This is a genomic window from Myxococcus llanfairpwllgwyngyllgogerychwyrndrobwllllantysiliogogogochensis (assembly GCF_006636215.1).
In the GTDB taxonomy this organism is placed as follows: domain Bacteria; phylum Myxococcota; class Myxococcia; order Myxococcales; family Myxococcaceae; genus Myxococcus; species Myxococcus llanfairpwllgwyngyllgogerychwyrndrobwllllantysiliogogogochensis.
In genome coordinates, this window is the sequence record NZ_VIFM01000025.1 from 52,625 (window position 1) to 70,724 (window position 18,100).

The window sequence follows — 18,100 nt, forward strand, 5'->3', positions numbered from 1 at the left end:
CATGGGCAAGGTGATAGGAATCGACCTCGGAACGACCAACTCGTGCGTCGCCGTCATGGAAGGCGGCGAGCCGGTGGTCATTCCCAACAGCGAGGGCAGCCGCACCACGCCTTCGATGGTGGGCTTCACGGACTCCGGTGAGCGGCTGGTGGGCCAGATTGCCAAGCGGCAGGCCATCACCAACCCGGAGAACACCGTCTTCGCGGTGAAGCGGCTCATCGGCCGCAAGTTCGACTCGCCGGAGGCGAAGAAGGCCATCAGCGTCAGCTCGTTCAAGGTGGCCACCAGCCCCAACGGCGACGCGTGGGTGGAGATTCGCGGCAAGGGCCACAGCCCGCCGGAGGTCTCCGCCATCATCCTGATGAAGATGAAGCAGACGGCGGAGGACTACCTCGGCGAGCCCGTCACCGAGGCGGTCATCACCGTCCCCGCGTACTTCAACGACAGCCAGCGTCAGGCCACCAAGGACGCAGGCCGCATCGCCGGCCTCAACGTCCTGCGCATCATCAACGAGCCCACCGCGGCGGCGCTCGCGTACGGCCTGGACAAGGTGAAGGACGGCGGCACCGAGCGCGTCGCCGTCTACGACCTGGGCGGCGGCACGTTCGATATCTCCATCCTGGAGCTGACCGCCGGCGTGTTCGAGGTGAAGAGCACCAACGGCGACACGTTCCTGGGCGGCGAGGACTTCGACCAGCGGCTCATCGACTATCTGGCCAAGCGCTTCGCCGAGCAGAACAACGGGCTGGATTTGCGCAAGGACCGCATGGCGCTCCAGCGGCTCAAGGAAGCCGCCGAGCGCGCCAAGCACGAGCTGTCCAGCGCGCCGGAGACGGAGGTGAACCTGCCGTTCATCACCGCGGATGCGTCCGGCCCCAAGCACCTGACGGAGACGGTGGACCGCTCCACGTTCGAGGCGCTGGTCGCGGACCTCATCGACCGCACGATCGAGCCCTGCAAGATTGCCTTGAAGGACGCGGGCCTGAGCGCGCAGCACGTCAACCAGGTGCTCCTCGTCGGCGGCATGACGCGCATGCCGCGCGTGCAGCAGAAGGTGCGGGAGTTCTTCGGCAAGGAGCCGCACAAGGGCATCAACCCGGACGAGGTCGTCGCCGTGGGCGCGGCCATCCAGGGTGGCGTGCTCAAGGGTGAGGTGAAGGACGTCCTCCTCCTGGACGTCACGCCGCTGTCGCTGGGCGTGGAGACGGCGGGCGGCGTCTTCACGAAGATCATCGACAAGAACACCACCATCCCCTGCAAGAAGAGCCAGGTGTTCTCCACCGCGGTGGACAACCAGCCGCTGGTGAGCGTGCACGTCCTCCAGGGCGAGCGCGAGATGGCGGCGGACAACAAGACGCTGGCGCGCTTCGAACTGGTGGGCATCCCCCCGGCGCCGCGCGGCGTGCCGCAGATTGAAGTGTCGTTCGACATCGACGCCAACGGCATCGTCCACGTCAGCGCCAAGGATTTGGGCACCGGCAAGGTCCAGCAGGTGCGCGTGGTGAGCAACTCCGGTCTGTCGGAGGCGGAAATCCAGGGGATGATTTCCGACGCGCAGGCGCACGCGTCCGACGACAAGAAGAAGAAGGAGCTGGCGGAGCTGCGCAACAACGCCGACGGCCTCATCTACACGACGGAGAAGAGCCTGGAGGAGTACGCCAGCCTCCTGTCGGAGAAGGACCGCGAGGAAATCAGGACGGACCTGGAGCGGCTCAAGGGCATGCTCAACACCTCCGACGCGGTGGCCCTCAAGGAGGCCTTCCAGCGCCTGGAGGGCAGCGCCTACCGCATCGCCGACGCCATCTACACCGGCCAGGCGAGCTGAACGAGCACCCCCGGATTTCGGACGGGGGCGTGCAATCATCTCCGCGCCTCCCGCGTAGGTGAATCACCCCCTGTCCGTTTCGAGGTACCGAGTCATGGATCCAGTCGAAGGCGTGGTGATGGTCCTGGTGGTGGCGATGACGTGCGGCATCCCCTTGCTCGGGTTGACGCTGCGCTTCTCGCTCAAGCCGGTGATGGAGGCCTTCATCCGGCTGCGCGAGGCCCAGCTCGGCCAGCACCCGGACACGGCCATGCTGAGGGCGCGCGTGGCCCACCTGGAGCACGTGCTGGAGGTCCATGGCCTCATCGACGGTCGTGCCCTGCCGCTGCCCTCGGCCACCGCCGAGCGGGTGTCCGGTAGCGTGTCCTTGAAGGACCGCGAGCGCGTCTAGCGGCAACCCCAGACTTTCCGGGGAAGCTCGTGCGGGTGTGTAATGGGCCCGTGGAATTCCCTTCGTTGGAGACAGAGGTCGCGTTCCTGCGCGGCCTGGTGGCGGTTCATCGGATGTCGGACGACATCCTCGAGGACTGCCTCCAGCGCGGCCTGACGCTGGACGCGGGGCTGGATGTCTTCCTCACCCAGTGCGCGCGCATGGTGCACGCGCCCGCGGGCTTCGTGTCCTTGCGGGGCACGCGCGGGCCGGTGCTGACGCGGGTGTTGGGCGAGCTGGGCGCGGACGTGTTCGAGGCCGCGAGCTGGCGGGGGCCCCACCGGCTGAAGAACGGGCGGATGTTGTTCTGCACCCGGCTGAAGCTGGGGAACCTGGAGCTGGGCGGCCTGGGGCTGGCGGTGGAGGGCGGCTTCGCGGACGGTGGCGGGCTGGTGATGAAGCTGGTGGAGGCCATCGGCGAGCAGCTGGACACGGCCGTGCTGGCCTTCCTGGCGCTGATGGACGGGCAGGGGCCCCTGGAGCGGCTGGACGAACTGGCGCTGGATGACACTCCGGTGCCGCGCGGGCGCATTGGCAAGTACGAGGTGCTGACGCCGCTGGGCACCGGTGGCATGGCCCAGGTGCTGGTGGCGCGGGCGCGAGGCCCGGAGGGCCTGGGGCGGCTGGTGGCCCTCAAGCGCATCCTCCCGCACCTGACGGCGGAACCGGCCATCGTCCAGCAGTTCCTGGACGAGGCGCGCATCGGCCTGCGGCTGTCGCACCCCAACCTCGTGCACGTCTATGACTTCGGCGAGGCCCAGGGGGCGTACTTCATCGCCATGGAGCTGGTGCGGGGCGTGGACCTGGACCGGCTGCTGCGCGCGCAGAAGGGGCCGCTGACGCCCGAGCAGACGGCGGCGATTGTCGTGCAGGCCCTGCATGGTTTGCACGCGGCGCATCTGCTCAAGGGCGAGGACGGCAAGCCGATGCACCTGGTGCACCGGGACTTGTCCCCGCACAACCTGATGGTGGGCTTCGACGGCCAGGTGAAGGTCCTGGACTTCGGCGTGGCGAAAGTCCGCGCGCAGCGGACGATGACGCTGCCGGGCATCGTGAAGGGCAAGCCGCTGTACATGTCGCCGGAGCAGGCCCGGGGGCAGCGGCTGGACGCCCGCAGCGACCTGTTCGCCATGGGCCTCATCCTCTACGAGGCGCTCACCGGGCGGCGCGCTTTTGACAGGGGAGACGAGCTGCGGTCCATGCAGGCCATCTGCGACGAGCGCCTGACGCGGCCGGACACCATCTCCCGTCCCTTGTGGGAGGTGCTCGAGGTGGCGCTGGCCAAGTCTCCGACGGCGCGTTTCGCGAGCGCGCAGGAGATGGCGGAGCGGCTGTTGGACATCGTCACGCCGGCGAAGGACACGGAGCTGTCGCGGCTGATGGCCCGGCACTTCCCGGACCGGCTGCGAGAGCTGAACCGGCTGGACCGCACGGAGGCCGGGGGACAGCCTCCGGTGGCGTCCCGCGACGTGCGGGCTCCCCCAGAGGGGTGGCCTCCCCAGGAGGACATCGACACGGAGCCTCGCCCCATGCCCCAGAAGAAGGCCGCGCCCTGACTCAGGTGGGCACCGGGGCTCACTCCAGACGGAGCAAGGCTTGTGGCCCCACCTGAGTCGAAGCAGGGGGGGCCGGCCCCACTCCAGAAGACGGAGCGGGGCTCCCGCCCCATTCCAGGCCGAGCGAGCGCCCGGGCGGAAGGTGCCCGGGCGTCACTTCATGAACGACGCAGCGACGGGTCGTCGGGCGTGGCGTTGAGCGTGCGAGGCGCGTCGACCTCGCCCTCGGTGCGGATGTCCACGTTCTCGTGGCGCACCCTCTCGGTGATGCGGCGCTCCTCCTCGACGACGTCCTTGTGGATGACGACCTCCTCGTCCAGGACCGAGCGCTTGGTGATGTCCACCTCTTCGGCGTGCAGCGGGACGACGATGGTCTCCTCCTTGAACGTCGCGCCCACCACGGGCTTGTCCGACGTCGCCGCCCGGCGCTCCACGCGGACCCTCTCGTGGCGCAGGGGGACCTTCACCACTTCCTCCTCCTCCACCACGTCCTTGTGCACGCGCAACTCGCCCGCCTGCGTGTCGCGCTTCTCCACCGTCAGCTTCTCCCGGTGGACGGGGATGGAGATGTCGTCGGCGTCGCGCCTCATCTCGGTGCCCAGGCGCTTGTCGGTCTCCAGGCGCCTGTCGGTCTCCAGGCGGGTGTCGCCCCTGCGGATGTCGGTGTCCGCCCGCATGTTGGCCGCGTAGTTGGCGTCCGTGCCCAGGTTCGCGCCAGGCAGCGACGTGACGGAGCCCCGGGACGTGCCCAGGTCCGCGTCGCGTACCCGCGTCTCCTTCGTGGTCGTCGTGCGCTCGGAGGCCAGGCCCACGGCTCCGGCCGCTACGCCCGTGCCCGCGGTGGCCTTGGCGCGCTCCGCGTCGGAGACCTGCTGGAGCGCTTCCTTGCCCCGGTTGAGAATCACCTCTCCGTCGCGAATCTCGCTGACCTCCGTGAAGGCGACCCGGTAGTCCTTCGGGAAGAACAGGCCCCTTTCGATGTGGAATGCGTCGTCGCCGATGGCGAAGACCTTGCCGAGCTTCTCGCCGTCGATGCTGCGGACGGCCATTCCTTCCCTGACGTCTTTGCGCTGGAACATGGCTGGCTCCTCCTGCTGACTGGCTGGATGGAGGGCGCGGTCCACCACTCCATCAACCGGAAGGTGGGAACAGGTCCGGGGATGAACAGTGCCGTGGCAACACGAGCGCGAGGGGCTCGGTCCCGTGGTTGCCCCCGACGGGGGTTGCCTGCCCTCTCCCGGCGTGCATCGCCTTCTCCTCCAGGGGGCGTCGTCCTCCAGGTTCACGGGCGCTTCCCCCGAGGACCGCGGCATTTGGGGGGTGGGATGGGCGCGCGAAACGCCTCGGTCCCCTCCGGCGCCCGGGCCCGGAACCCCGCGTGACGCGCCGCACGGAGGGTACGTGGGGGGAGGGCCTGTCTGGCAGCGCGCTTGACCCATGGAGAGGGCTCCCCTAGAAAACCGGGGCTTTGAATCGCAGCACCCCCTGTTGAGGAGGATTGCTCCGCATGCGACGCCTTGCCCCGATGCTGCTCGCCGCGCTCGCCGTCATGGCGGGCGCTTGTGAGAAGAAGACGCAGCCCACTCCCTCCGGTGAGGCTGGCACGCAGGCCGCGCAGGGTCAGTCCGGGAGCACGGTGAGCGGCACACCCGCCGCTGGCTCCGACACCATCCTGCTGGGCCAGGTGGGCGCGCTCACCGGCGGTCAGGCGACCTTCGGTATCTCCACGCGCAACGGCATCGAGCTGGCGCTCAAGGAGGCCAACGCCGCGGGCGGCGTGAATGGCAAGAAGCTGGCGATTCGCGTCTACGACAATCAGAGCAAGCCGGAGGAGGCCGCGCAGGCCGCCACCCGCCTGATTACGCAGGACAAGGTGGTGCTCATCCTGGGCGACGTGGCCTCGTCCAACTCGCTGGCCATGGCGGAGAAGGCGCAGGCGGCGGGCGTGCCCATGATTACGCCCTCGTCCACCAACACCACCGTGACGCAGAAGGGCGACTTCATCTTCCGCGTGTGCTTCATCGACCCGTTCCAGGGCTTCGTCATGGCGAAGTTCGCCCGCGAGGACCTGAAGCTGGGCAAGGTGGCGGTGCTCCAGGACAACAAGAGCGCCTACTCCATCGACCTGTCGGACGTCTTCACGCGCAAGTTCACGGAGATGGGCGGCAAGGTCGCGACGACGGAGAGCTACAGCCAGGGCGACACCGACTACCGCGCGCAGCTGACCGCCATCAAGAAGACGCAGCCGGACGGCATCTACGTCCCGGGCTACTACAGCGAGGTCGGCGTCATCGCGCGCCAGGCCCGCGAGGTGGGCCTCAAGGTCCCCCTGATGGGCGGCGACGGATGGGATTCCGAGAAGCTCTTCGAGCTGGGCGGCAGCGCCATCTCTGGCAGCTACTTCTCCAACCACTACTCGCCGGACAACCCGGACCCCCGCGTGCAGAAGTTCATCGCCGACTACAAGGCCGCGTACGGCGGTGTGCCGGACGCGCTCGCGGCGCTGGGGTACGACGCGGCCCGCGTGGCGGTGGAAGCCCTCAAGCGCGCCAAGGACCTGAGCGGTCCGGCGGTGCGGGATGCCATCGCGCAGACCAAGGACTTCCCGGGCGTGGCGGGCACCGTCACCCTGGATGACAATCGCAATGCCGTGAAGTCCGCCGTCGTCCTCAAGGTCGGGGACGGCAAGACGCAGTATGTGACGACCATCTCTCCCTAAATGGCGCAGCTCCTCCAGCACCTCATCAACGGTCTGGCCGCCGGAACCATCTACGCGCTCGTCGCGCTCGGCTACACGATGGTCTACGGCGTCCTCAAGCTCATCAATTTCGCCCACGGCGACGTCATGATGGTCGGCGTCTACATGGGCTACGCCACCGCCTTCGCGATTGGACGCGAGGCGCGCGGCTCGTTCCTCGGCATCGCCGCCGTGTTCGCGGTGGCCATGCTCGGGTGCGCGCTGTTCGGCTTCCTCATTGAACGCTTCGCCTACCGGCCCCTGCGCGAGAAGCCCCGGCTGACGGCGCTCATCACCGCCATCGGCATCTCCTTCGCGCTCTCCTACGGCTTCCAGCTGGACATCGGCTTCCTGCCGGGCGCCAGCCCCCGCGCGTTCCCCGAAATCATCGAGCCCAAGGAGTGGCTCATCATCGGGGACCGGGACGTCGTCGTCTGGAACTGGCAGGTCATCAGCTTCCTCATCGCGGTGGGGCTGATGGTGGCCCTGCAGTACCTCGTCTTCGGCACGCGCTTCGGCCGGGCGATGCGCGCGGTCTCCTGGGACCACCGGGTGGCGGCGCTGATGGGCATCCCCACCGACCGCGTCATCGCGCTGACGTTCATGCTCAGCAGCGGCCTGGCCGCGGGCGCGGGGCTGCTCTACGCCATCAAGGACACGTCGGTGAGCCCGCTCATGGGCCTGTACGTGGGCCTCAAGGCCTTCGTCGCCGCGGTGATTGGCGGCATCGGCCATGTGCCGGGCGCGGTGGTGGGCGCGCTGGTGCTCGGGCTGGTGGAGGAGTTCGTGGTGGGCTACGCGGCCAGCACCTGGCGGGACGCGGTGGCCTTCGGCTTCCTCATCCTGGTGCTGCTGGTGAAGCCGGGTGGCCTGTTCGGCCGGGTCGCCGCGGAGAAGGTGTGACGATGGAATCCCCCGCGCTTTCCATCCCCGAGGCACCGTCGCTCGTCCCCCCCGCGCTGCGCGGCATCCTTCCGCTGGTCATCGCGATTCCCACGCTCGCGCTGTTCCACTGGTCGCTGACCGGCTCCGACTTCGCGACGTATCTGCTGTCCGTCGTCGGGGTGAACATCATCCTCGCGGTGAGCCTCAACATCGTGAACGGGATGACGGGCCAGTTCTCCATCGGCCACGCGGGCTTCATGGCCGTGGGTGCGTACATCGCGGGCTACACCTCCCTGCAGCTCAAGGAGGTGGCGCTGTCCTTCCTCCCCGTGGCCGCCAGCGACCAGGTGCTCTTCCTGCTGGCGCTGCTCGCGGGGGGCGCCGCCGCCGCGGCGTGCGGCTTCCTGGTGGGTCTGCCCTCGCTGCGCCTGAGGGGCGACTACCTGGCCATCGTCACGCTGGGCTTCGGCGAAATCATCCGCGTCTTCGTCCAGAACACGGACGCGTTCGGCCGCGCGCTGGGCCTGTCGGGCATCCCCCAGTACTCCAGCCCGGGCATGGTGTTCTTCTGGGTGTTCCTCGTGGTGCTGGCCGCGCGCCGGCTCGCCGGCTCCAGCCATGGCCGCAGCCTGTGGGCCATCCGCGAGGACGAGGTGGCCGCCGAGGCCATGGGCGTGGACACCACCGGCTACAAGGTCCGCGCCTTCGTCTTCTCGTCGTTCTTCGCGGGCATCGCCGGCGGGCTGTTCGCCCACTTCGTGCCCATCATCAACCCCGGCTCCTTCACCTTCGTGCGCTCGATGGAAATCGTCGTCATGGTGGTGCTGGGCGGCCTGGGCTCCACCACCGGCGCGTTCGTCGCGGCCATCTTCCTCACGCTGCTGCCCGAAGGCATGCGCTCGCTGTTCGGCGCGCTGGGCACCGAGGGCAGCCTGGCGCAGCGGGTGGACCAGATTCGCATGCCCATCTACGGCCTGCTGCTCGTCGTGTTGATGTTGTCGCGTCCCCAGGGTCTGTTCGGCACGAAGGAAATCTGGGACGTGTTGCCCCGGTGGCTGCCTCGCAAGCGCAGGGGGCTGGCATGAGCGCGAACGCGCAGCCGGTGGCCCCTGTCGCTCCGGCCACGAAGTCCGCCGCGCTCCTGCGCACGGACGGGGTGAGCATCCAGTTCGGTGGCCTCAAGGCGCTGACGGACTTCCGCCTCTCCATCCAGCAGGGCGACCTGCAGGGCCTCATCGGCCCCAACGGCGCGGGCAAGTCCACCGCGTTCAACGTGCTGACCGGCGTGTACCAGCCCTCCCAGGGCGAGGTGTTCGTCAGCGGCACGAAGGTGAACGGGCGCAAGCCGCATCAAATCAACCTGCTGGGCGTGGCGCGCACCTTCCAGAACATCCGCCTGTTCCGCGCGCTCACCGCGCTGGACAACGTGAAGGTGGCCTGCCGCGCGCAGACGGCGCTGCACCAGTCCCGGATGGGCGTGGGCGCGAAGCTGGCGAACGCGGCCCACAACTACGCGGACTGGTGGAAGGCGCTCCTGCTCACCCCGTCCTTCCAGCGCGAGGAGCGCCGGCTGACGGCGCAGGCCGAGCACCTCCTGGAGGTCATGGGCCTGTCGCACCGCCGCGACGAGGAGGCGCGCAACCTTCCCTACGGCGAGCAGCGCCGGCTGGAAATCGCGCGCGCGCTGGGCAGCCAGCCCCGCGTGCTGCTCCTGGACGAGCCCGCCGCGGGCATGAACACGCGCGAGAAGGCGGACCTGATGGTCCTCATCCGCAAGCTGCGCGATGACTTCAAGCTGGGCGTGCTGGTGATTGAGCACGACATGAAGCTGGTGATGGGCATCTGCGAGCAGATCACCGTGCTGGACCACGGCGAGACGATTGCGCGCGGCGCTCCGGCCGAGGTGCGAAGCGACCGGAAGGTCATCGAGGCGTATCTGGGTGACAGCTACCTGGAGAGCCACGGAGGAGCGGCGTGAGCGAGGCGCAGGTGAAGACGCTGGGTGAGCGCCAGGCATTCCCCCCGCTGCTGGCGGTGGAGGGCATCAAGGTCCACTACGGCGCCATCCAGGCCCTCAGGGGCGTGTCGCTGACGGTGGGCAAGGGTGAAGTCGTCGCCCTCATCGGCGCCAACGGCGCGGGCAAGACGAGCACCCTTCGCGCGGTGAGCGGCATGCTCAAGGCGAGCGCGGGGAGCATCCGCTTCAGCGGGCAGGACACCACGTCCCTCAAGGCGCACCAGCTGGTGCCCCGGGGCATGGCCCACGCACCGGAAGGGCGCGGCATCTTCCCCAACCTCACCGTGCTGGAGAACCTGGAGCTGGGGGCCTACCTGCGCCGGGACACCGCGGACATCCGCGCGGACATGGAGAAGAACTTCACGCTCTTCCCCGTGCTCAAGGAGCGGCGCAACCAGATGGCCGGGACGCTGTCGGGCGGAGAGCAGCAGATGCTCGCCATCGCTCGCGCGCTGCTCAGCCGGCCCCAACTGCTGCTGCTCGACGAGCCCTCGCTGGGGCTTGCGCCGCAGGTGACGGAGACCATCTTCCGCACCCTGCGCGACGTGAACAAGGCGGGCGTCAGCGTGCTGCTCGTCGAGCAGAACGCGCACCTGGCCCTCAACTCCGCCCACTACGGCTACGTGCTGGAGACAGGGGAAGTGGTGATGGCCGGCCCCGGTAAAGCGCTGCTGGAGAGCCCGGAGGTGCGCCGCGCCTATCTGGGCGAGTAGGCTCTGGAAGGCCGAGTTTCCGCCTCCCGGCGCACCACGTTCGTCCTGCCGCCGACGCTTCTGGGGTCCTCGTGACACCTGGAAACTGGCGGGTCTCCGAATCTCGGGTAGTCAGAAGTCGAGCAGTTCGTCTAGCGTCGTCCGACGCACCGCGTTCAACTCTCCCAAACTCATTTCAGGAAGCGCGCCCATGCCTTCGTTGTCCCGCCTCCTTGCCTCGATTGCCACCCTTGCGCTGATGGCCCTCGCGTGCGTCGGTCCGCAGAAGACCGACAGCAGCTCCAACAACTCTGGTGAAGCGACCTCCACGGTGGAGGAGCTGCCCAACGAGGGTGGAGAGACGGGCGGCGCGCAGCCGGCCGCCGCGGGCCCGCAGCTCAACCCCGTGAGCGCCGAGGAGGGCTTCAACGTCAAGATGCCGGGCCAGCCTCAGGTCCAGCGCCAGAAGGTGAACATCCCCGCGGGCGAGGTGTCCACGGCGGCCTACTCGCTGCAGACCCCCGAGGGCGTCATCTACTCGGTCAGCATCGCTGACTACCCGGAGAAGGTCGTCGCCAGCCGGCCGCCCGAGGCGTTCCTGAACGAGGGCCGCGACGGCCTCACCAACCAGCTCAAGGGCACCGTCAGCAACGAGCAGGAGCTGACGCTCGACGGCTACCCCGGTAAGTCCTACACGGTGTCCTCGCCCAACGGCGAGGTGCGCGCGCGCAACTACCTGGTGGGCCCGCGCCTCTACACCATGCTGGTCCTCTACAACCCGAGCATCGGCGCTCCGGCGGCGGATGACTTCCTGGGCTCGCTCCAGCTCGTCAACCCGCCTCCGGCCATTCCGCGCGCGGGCGCGGCGGGCGCGGCGGATGCCGGCTCGGGTGACGCGGGTGTCGGCGCGGAGGGTGCCGCGGTCGAGGCGACTGCTCCCGACGCGGGTCCGCAGGACGCGGGCACGGCCGCTCCGGCCAAGCGCCGTCGCACGAAGTAGTCCGTCGTTGGTGCACGCCCGCGCTCGCGGGAGCGTGTGCTTGATGACAGGCGCCCCGTTCACTTGAAAAGGAATGGGGCGCCCTGGTGGTGCGGGGCGGCTTCCTTCTCCCCCTGACCGCCCACAGTCTTCCTCCTCGGTGTTCGGGGGAGGGGATTCATGACAGGGCTGACTGGGGCCTTGCTCGCCGTGGTGCTCGCGGCGGGCGGCTCGGCGTTGGTTCCGGTGAGTGGGGGCAATGCCCTGACGCTCCCGGCGCAGCGCCACATCGTTCGCATCGACAGAGGTGGAAGTCGTCCCCCCAGCTTCCTGGTGGCCATCCAGCACGGTGGCACCGAGGGCAAGGGGCTGGTCCTGTACCGCTCCGAGGACGGGCTGCGCACCGTGCGGCGCGTGGGGGACATCCAGTCGGACTCCACGCATACGGACCGGGCGGAGCTCCTGGCGGTGGGCCGGGACGTGGCGCTCGTCTACTCGTACGAGGGTCCGCAGCTGGCGCCCTCCCGACGCCATGATGTCTGGTTCCAGTGGTGGCGCTACCAGTCCTCGGAGGACACCTGGACACCCGAGCCCGCGGTGCGGGTGCTGAATGCGGTGGATGACAGCACGGGCTACTCGCGGGCGCTCCTGGCGCGCGACTCGCGGGGGCGCTTCTGGGTCCAGGCCTTCCGGGTGGAGGTGGATGGCGGCTCCACGGCGGTGGTGGCGGTGTCCACCGATGACGGACAGGACTTTGGCGCGCCCCAGGTGCTGGACAAGGTTCGCCGTCGCGGAGGCGGGCGCCTGTTGAGCGTGGGGACGAAGCTCGTCTTCGTCTACGCCATGCATGATGGCTTCGTGCCCACGCGGATGCGGGTGCGAGACGACGCGGACCCCGTGGAGGACTGGGGGCCGGTGCGCGAGGCCTTCTCCGACGGCATCTACCACGGCGCGGCACTGAGCGCGGTGGCGGACGGCCGGGGCGGCATGCACCTGGTCTACAAGGACGAGCAGGAGCGGCTGTACTACCGGCGCTTCGACGGGACGTCCTTCGGGCCGCGCAAGCTGGTGGAGAGCACGTCCGACTGGGCGATTCAGGCCGCCATCACCCGCATCGGCGACACGCTGTACATCTTCTACAACCGCATGCGCGTGCTCAATCAGCACTACGAGCTGCGCGTGCGCGCCCTCCTGCCGGACGGCAGCTTGAGCGACGCGGTGACGCTCGATGGGGACGCGACGTTCAAGGGCTATCCCAACGCGGTGGACGTGCTGCCGGAGGGCAGCACCGAGGTGCCGTGTCTCTATGGCGAATCGCCGGACGCGAGCTCGCGAGGCACCGTGTCGCGCGTGGCGAGGGTGCTCGACGAGGAGCCGCCCGAGGGGCCCTTCTCGTTGGAGCTGGTGCGCTCCAGCGCGAGCCACGAGCTGCTCGCGGTGGATGGCGCGGGCACGCTCTATGGACTCGCGGCGGGGGGCGAGCGCTCGCGGTTGATGGCGAGCACGGATGGTGGGGCCACCTGGGCCGCGCGCGGGCAGGACGGGGGAAACCTGTGGACGCTGGCGGCGATGGCGAACGGGACGCTGGTGGCGGTGGCCAGCCACAGCGGTGTGTACAACCTCCAGCGCTCCACGGATGGCGGCAGGACGTGGAAGGACGAGGTGAGCCTGGGGGGCTACCGGGCGATGGGGCCGCGCAGCTTCGCGGAGCTGGGCGGCACGTGGTTCTTCCTCGAGTACCAGAGCTTCACCTCGTCCTCCGCGCCGGTGCGGGTGTGGGCGAGCACGAATGGCGGGGCCAGCTGGTCCGTGCGCTCCACGCTCACCGCGCACCGGCATGGTTATGCGCTGGTCGCGGACCCGGTGACGGGGGCGCTGTGGGCGCTGATGGGCAGCAACAAGACGCAGGCGGCGGTGCTGCGCTCCACGGATGGCGGGCGGACGTGGAAGTCCCTGCTCCAGGGATACGGGGCGAACGCGGTGGCGGGCGTGGTGATGGCGGATGGCTCGCTGCTGCTCGGGCAGTCCACGTTGTTCGAGCCCGAGCACCCGAAGCTGCTGCGGCTGTCCGTGGACGGCCGGGTGAGCACGGTGCGGGAGCTGCCGGGGCCCGCGTACTCGCTGGTCGCCGCGCCCGGAGGCGGCTGGGTGCTGGGGACGGCCTGGTCCAGCGCGGGGGACGTGCAGGCGCCGGGTGATGTCTCCGCGCGACTGTTCACCAGCGGGGATGGGCAGACGTGGAAGGAGGCGCGGCGCCACGAGCGGGTGAGCGGGGCCGACCTGGCGCGCGCGGACGTGTGGGGTGTGTTGCCCTCCGGGGAGCTGGTGGTGCGGATGGAGAACGTGAGCGGCTTCGGAAGCGCGGGAAAGGGCTTTCAGGTGCTGCGCATCGAGCGCTGAGCGGGCGGGTGGATTAGACCTCCCGGTGCGCGGCGCGAGCACGCCGCCGGGAGGCTGGCATGTGGGACCCGTCGCAGTACACGCGCTTCCGCGATGAGCGGAAGCGGCCCTTCTTCGAGCTGCTGTCGCGGGTGGACGTTGCCGCCCCGACGCATGTCGCCGACCTGGGGTGCGGGACGGGGGATTTGACGCGCGTGCTGGCCGAGCGCTGGCCTGGCGCGACGGTGTACGGCGTGGACTCCTCGGTGGAGATGGTGGAGGAGGCGCGCCGCCGTCCCGCGCCGGGCTCCCTGCGCTTCGAGGTGGGGGAACTCGCGGGCTGGGCGCCTCCCGTGCCGCTGGACGTGCTGGTGTCGAACGCGGCGCTGCACTGGGTGCCGGACCATGCGGCGCTGATGGCGCGACTGGTGGCGAAGCTTTCGCCGAACGCCGTGCTGGCCTTCCAGGTGCCGGCCAACTTCGATGCGCCCTCGCACCGCCTCGTCGACGAGGTGAAGGCGCTGCCGCGCTTCGCCCGGGTGCTTGAGCCCGTGAGGCGGCGGCCCGTGGAGACGCTGGAGACGTACGAGTCGCTGCTGGCGGGGCGGGGGATGACGGTGGATGCGTGGGAGACCACGTACCTGCACCTGCTGCCGGGCGAGGACGCGGTGTTGCAGTGGTTGTTGGGGACGACGCTGCGGCCGGTGCTGGCGGCGCTGGGTGAGGCGGAGCGACAGGCGTTCCTGGAGGAGCTGGGGCCGCGCCTGCGCGACGCGTACCCCGCTCACGCGCGGGGCACTCCGTTCCTGTTCACCCGCCGCTTCGTGGTGGCGCGGCGGGGGACTTGAGCGCTCGCGTCCTCAGGGCCAGGCGGGCCAGCGCAGGATTCGCCCGCCGATGCCCACCACCCAGAGGTCGTCGGGGCCCGTGCCGGTGATGTCGTTGAGGCGCCCGCCAGAGGCCGCGTGAATCTCCGTCCACGTCTGTCCGTTGTAGCGGTAGATGTGGCCGTTCGCGCACGTCGCATAGGCGGACCCCGCGCCGAAGGCGATGACCGACGTCAGGTCATGGGCGTTGGGGAAGCCCTGCTTGACCCACTTCGTGCCGTTGACCTTGCGCAGGACGGTGCCTCCATCGCCCACGGCGAACGCGACCTGGTCGTTCACCACCCAGACGGCCCGCAGTGCCCGTGCGCCGGTGGTGTCCTGCTCCGCGTTCTCCGTCTCCCAGCGACTGTTGGCGGGGTTGAACCGGAAGGCGCGAGGCGTGTTCGAGGCGCCACCCACCAACAGCAGGTGGCTCTGGGCGCTCCCGTGGATGTTGTAGACGCTGGGGAGCGCGTTGTTCGCGGCGTTGTAGCTCAGGGTTCCGCCGCCATCCCAGGTGAAGGACGTGCCCGTGGTCTGGTTGTCCTCGCCCGTGGGCGAGTTGGCGCCGTAGAGCGTGAGGACGTTGTTGGTTCGCAGCCCGGTCATTCCAAAAATCCACCGGTTGTCGTCACTGATGTCGGAGCAGCCCGCGGCGGTGGTGTCCTGGTGGGCCTTCTTGCCGCCCTCGGAGCCGAGCCACGCGCGGCCCGTGGTGGGGTCCGCCCAGATGGCGCGCCATTGGGTGTCGTCGGCGCCGCAGCTGTCATCCGTGATGACCGTGAAGTTCGTGCCGGTGGGCAGCAGCCGCGCGCGACGGTTGTCGTCACCCCCGACCCACACTCCGCCGCGAGTCCATGAAGAGGCCGCGTACCAGTCCTTCATCCCCCCCGAGCCCACGTTCCTGCTGGTCCATGCGGGAGCGTTTCCGCCCGGGCAGACGCTCTGGAGTTCCTTCTGGCCGTCGCAGTCGTTGTCCAGGTCATCGCACAGCTCGGTGGCGCCGGGATGGGTCCGCGAGTCGCCGTCGTTGCAGTCCGAGCTGTTGGTGACATAGGCGCCCGCGGGCTTCACGCAGGACTGCACGATGCCGGTGTTGCCACCGAAGGTGTCGCCGTCCTCGTCCGGGTACCACAGGGTGGCCACCGAGGACGTCACACACTCCAGGGCCGTCTGGACGCTGTTGCACTGGTTCGTTCCCTGGCACTGGAACGAATCCGTGCACTGCTGCGTGAGCGTGGGGAAGCCCTCGTCCTTCACTCCGTCGCAGTTGGTGTCCACGTCATCGCAGAGGTCGGTGAGCCCTGGGCGGATGTCGCGGTTCGTGTCGTCGCAGTCGTCCGGAGCGCCGGTGGTGTAGCCGTCGGGCGTGGCGCCGCAGACGATGAGGGGCGTCGAGTCCTTCTTGCCGTGGCCGTCCTGGTCCCCGTCCAGATACACATTCCTGCTGGGCGGGGTGTCGCAGAACCGGGCGCGGTCCGTCGTGCCGCAGCGGAAGACACCGGAGCAGTCCGCCGACGTCGAGCAGGCCTCTCCCAACTGGAAGTGGACCGTGTCGCCGACGCCGTCACAGTTGTCGTCCACGTCGTTGCAGAGCTCCTCGGCGCCTGGATTGATGGCGAGCACGTCGTCCCGACAGTCGGTGCCGTTGCTGCTCTCTCCGACGTAGCCATCCTGGTCCGCGTCCGTGGCCTGCAGGGACAGCGTGACGGCATGCACGGTGTCGAGCTCCACCGTCACGCGCTGCGAGTCGGAGACCACGGCCTTGCCTTCGCAGGATTGCTCGAAGGCCGTGGCGCGCACTCCCACGGACGCTCCCCAGTCGAGAGGAGGTATCAGCGCGACCATCATGCTGCCGCCGTCGGCGCGAGTCCCCTTCACCTCCGTGCCCACGATGTCCTTGCCGCGTGTCTGCCCGCTGGCCACGTCGAACGCCTCCACCCGGAGGCATCCCGGGAGGAAGGGGCCGTACTTCACCGTGACCTTGACCGCGCCCTGGGTGACGTCCTTCTTGCAGCCAGCGAGGAGGAGGAGGGGGAGGACGAGCAGGAGGCGTCGCATGAAACGAAGTGTATCCGCGCTTCCGGGCTCGGCTCACCTTCTCCGAGTCAGGGTTGAATACACCCCTGGATATTCATGACCCGGGCTGGCGCTCACTCGGGAAATCCGAGTGAACCACCGACAACCGCGCATCACGAGCAAGGCTCGCGGGTGTTATCAGTTCCTGCTCCAGCGGAACCTGGACGCCGTAGCGCTCGCGCATCTGCTGTTTCAGGCCGGCCACGTCGAGCGAGCCCAGGGTTTCCATCGCTCCGTACTCCACGCCCGCGCCCTGGGCGTAGGCCTTGCGTACCAGCTCCGAGCAATACATCGCCTCGTCGCCCCAGCCGAAGCGCCAGTCATAGGGCTTGCCCAGGTGGGACTTCGCCGCCGTCAGAGCGCGCTGCCGCTGCTCGGCGTCGAGTCCCTGGGGGCGCAGCACGAGGATGTGGCCCTTCACGCCGCGCGCCTTCCACTTCGCGAACGGGACGCGTTGCACCGGCTGCACGGCCTCCACTACGAACACGCCCTGGGCCGTCACCTCCACCAGCCCTACGTGGGACAGCGCGCTGTGCGTGGCCGCCCGGATGGCCTGGGACTGCCGCGAGCGCGAGGTGTGCAGCACGACGTCCCCGGTCTGGAGCTTCGCCGCCAGCTCCTCCCGAGGCGCAGCGACCGCGCTGAGTCCCCACAACCACACTCCCCACAACACGAGCCAACGCATGGACCCTGTCCTTTCCGGCGTTTGCCACGCCGGCTGACTCACGATGCAGCCTCGATGCCAGGGCTCACTCCTACGCCCCCATCCGAGAGGCATGTGACGTCCCTGGCGCCGACGGTGTTCCCTGGAGAAGGGAGCGCGCGCGTGCGGCTGTCAGGCGGTGCGCGTCAGCGGCACTTCGACCACGCGGTGGTACTCCGGGCCACGGCTCTCGAAGAGGACGAGCCGGTCCACGCGGCCCTGGCCCAGGTCCGTGCCGGACAGTGCCTTCACGCACTGGAGCAGCGCCGGGTCTCCGGACGACGTGTGGCTCCGGGCCAGCGTCAGGTGCGGCGCGTAGTCGCGGTACTCCGACTCGAAGCCGAGCGGCTGCAACTGCTCCGCCGTGTCGGCCTGCAGGGTCTTGAGCGCGTCGGTCTCTCCATGCACGTCCGCCCAGAGCACTCGCGGATGCGTGGGCGTGCCGAAGGTGCCGCCTCCGCCCACCGACAACGTGAAGGGCGCGTGCCGGGGGCCGACCGAGGCCAGCGCCTCACGGATGGCGGGCAGTCGCGAGGCCTCCACTTCCCCCAGGAACACGAGCGTGAGGTGGATGCCTTCGACTCGCACGAAGCGGGCGTGGTTCGCGAGCTGGCGCAGCCGCTTCAGCTCGGCGGCGACCCGGGCCTCGATGGTGGTCCCCAACGTGACGGCGGTGAACAGTCGCATGGCTCAGCGCTTTCTCGCGGACCCGCGCGGCCAGAGCGCGTAGGCCCAGAAGGGGATGAAGGCGAGCAGCTCCGCGCCGACGACATACAGCCCGCGCGGCGACAGCATGCCCGCGCCAATGGGCGACACCGGCAATGGACGCACGGGCGCGAACAGCCGCGCATTCGAGAAAGGCCACAGCAACGCCGCGCCCAGCCCGCCATCCGTCAGCGAGTCCAGGAGCCCGTGGCTCGCCACCGCGAGGAACGCCAGCCCACCCCAGCGG

16 protein-coding genes are annotated in these 18,100 nt (G+C 69.3%); 11 read left to right on the top strand and 5 right to left on the bottom strand.

Annotated elements, in window-relative coordinates; translation table 11 throughout:
* The first annotated feature begins 1 nt into the window (after position 1).
* From dnaK to FJV41_RS08925, 3 genes are all read left to right on the top strand, one after another.
* Positions 2 to 1,825, top strand: a complete 1,824-nt coding sequence (dnaK, locus tag FJV41_RS08915; protein WP_141642005.1) for a molecular chaperone DnaK — start codon at positions 2 to 4, stop codon at positions 1,823 to 1,825.
* Between the two features lie 94 nt (positions 1,826 to 1,919).
* Positions 1,920 to 2,216, top strand: coding sequence for a hypothetical protein (locus FJV41_RS08920; protein ID WP_141642006.1), 297 nt, complete (start codon positions 1,920 to 1,922; stop codon positions 2,214 to 2,216).
* A 113-nt stretch (positions 2,217 to 2,329) separates the two neighbouring features.
* Complete coding sequence (locus FJV41_RS08925; RefSeq protein WP_246137098.1) at positions 2,330 to 3,811, top strand: serine/threonine-protein kinase; 1,482 nt, start codon at positions 2,330 to 2,332, stop codon at positions 3,809 to 3,811.
* Between the two features lie 158 nt (positions 3,812 to 3,969).
* Here the strand turns inward: FJV41_RS08925 and FJV41_RS08930 are convergent, their stop codons facing one another.
* Positions 3,970 to 4,890 carry a YsnF/AvaK domain-containing protein gene (locus tag FJV41_RS08930; protein WP_141642008.1) on the bottom strand — a complete coding sequence of 307 codons (921 nt, stop codon included), beginning with the start codon at positions 4,888 to 4,890 and terminating at the stop codon, positions 3,970 to 3,972.
* Between the two features lie 428 nt (positions 4,891 to 5,318).
* Here FJV41_RS08930 and FJV41_RS08935 point away from each other — a divergent pair, with 428 nt between their 5' ends.
* The 8 genes from FJV41_RS08935 (at position 5,319) to FJV41_RS08970 (ending at position 14,348) form a co-directional block, all read left to right on the top strand.
* Positions 5,319 to 6,530 (top strand): ABC transporter substrate-binding protein, encoded by a 1,212-nt coding sequence (locus FJV41_RS08935; RefSeq protein ID WP_141642009.1) that lies wholly within the window; start codon positions 5,319 to 5,321, stop codon positions 6,528 to 6,530.
* Positions 6,531 to 7,451, top strand: a complete 921-nt coding sequence (locus FJV41_RS08940) for a branched-chain amino acid ABC transporter permease (RefSeq protein ID WP_141642010.1) — start codon at positions 6,531 to 6,533, stop codon at positions 7,449 to 7,451. It abuts the gene before it with no gap.
* Positions 7,452 to 7,453: 2 nt separating this feature from the next.
* A complete protein-coding gene (locus FJV41_RS08945) occupies positions 7,454 to 8,518 on the top strand; it encodes a branched-chain amino acid ABC transporter permease (protein WP_141642019.1) in 1,065 nt (354 codons plus the stop codon).
* Positions 8,515 to 9,411 carry an ABC transporter ATP-binding protein gene (locus FJV41_RS08950; protein ID WP_141642011.1) on the top strand — a complete coding sequence of 299 codons (897 nt, stop codon included), beginning with the start codon at positions 8,515 to 8,517 and terminating at the stop codon, positions 9,409 to 9,411. Before FJV41_RS08945 ends, FJV41_RS08950 begins: the two co-directional genes overlap by 4 nt.
* Positions 9,408 to 10,163 carry an ABC transporter ATP-binding protein gene (locus tag FJV41_RS08955; RefSeq protein WP_141642012.1) on the top strand — a complete coding sequence of 252 codons (756 nt, stop codon included), beginning with the start codon at positions 9,408 to 9,410 and terminating at the stop codon, positions 10,161 to 10,163. Before FJV41_RS08950 ends, FJV41_RS08955 begins: the two co-directional genes overlap by 4 nt.
* A 190-nt stretch (positions 10,164 to 10,353) precedes the next feature.
* A complete protein-coding gene (locus FJV41_RS08960) occupies positions 10,354 to 11,142 on the top strand; it encodes a hypothetical protein (protein ID WP_141642013.1) in 789 nt (262 codons plus the stop codon).
* Between the two features lie 159 nt (positions 11,143 to 11,301).
* Positions 11,302 to 13,521 carry a WD40/YVTN/BNR-like repeat-containing protein gene (locus FJV41_RS08965; protein WP_141642014.1) on the top strand — a complete coding sequence of 740 codons (2,220 nt, stop codon included), beginning with the start codon at positions 11,302 to 11,304 and terminating at the stop codon, positions 13,519 to 13,521.
* Positions 13,522 to 13,580: 59 nt separating this feature from the next.
* Positions 13,581 to 14,348 (top strand): methyltransferase domain-containing protein, encoded by a 768-nt coding sequence (locus tag FJV41_RS08970; RefSeq protein ID WP_141642015.1) that lies wholly within the window; start codon positions 13,581 to 13,583, stop codon positions 14,346 to 14,348.
* A gap of 12 nt (positions 14,349 to 14,360) precedes the next feature.
* On the opposite strand, the gene FJV41_RS08975 is transcribed toward FJV41_RS08970, so the two are convergent.
* The 4 genes from FJV41_RS08975 to FJV41_RS08990 all read right to left on the bottom strand — a co-directional run.
* Positions 14,361 to 16,427: a MopE-related protein gene (locus FJV41_RS08975; RefSeq protein ID WP_141642016.1), complete on the bottom strand. Its 2,067-nt coding sequence runs from the start codon at positions 16,425 to 16,427 to the stop codon at positions 14,361 to 14,363.
* 73 nt (positions 16,428 to 16,500) lie between these two features.
* Positions 16,501 to 17,130, bottom strand: coding sequence for a YiiX family permuted papain-like enzyme (locus tag FJV41_RS08980; protein ID WP_141642017.1), 630 nt, complete (start codon positions 17,128 to 17,130; stop codon positions 16,501 to 16,503).
* A 150-nt stretch (positions 17,131 to 17,280) separates the two neighbouring features.
* Positions 17,281 to 17,835, bottom strand: a complete 555-nt coding sequence (gene thpR / locus FJV41_RS08985) for an RNA 2',3'-cyclic phosphodiesterase (RefSeq protein ID WP_141642018.1) — start codon at positions 17,833 to 17,835, stop codon at positions 17,281 to 17,283.
* A 3-nt stretch (positions 17,836 to 17,838) separates the two neighbouring features.
* Positions 17,839 to 18,100: metal-dependent hydrolase (locus FJV41_RS08990; RefSeq protein WP_181790501.1), on the bottom strand; the 262-nt coding region annotated here is incomplete at its 5' end.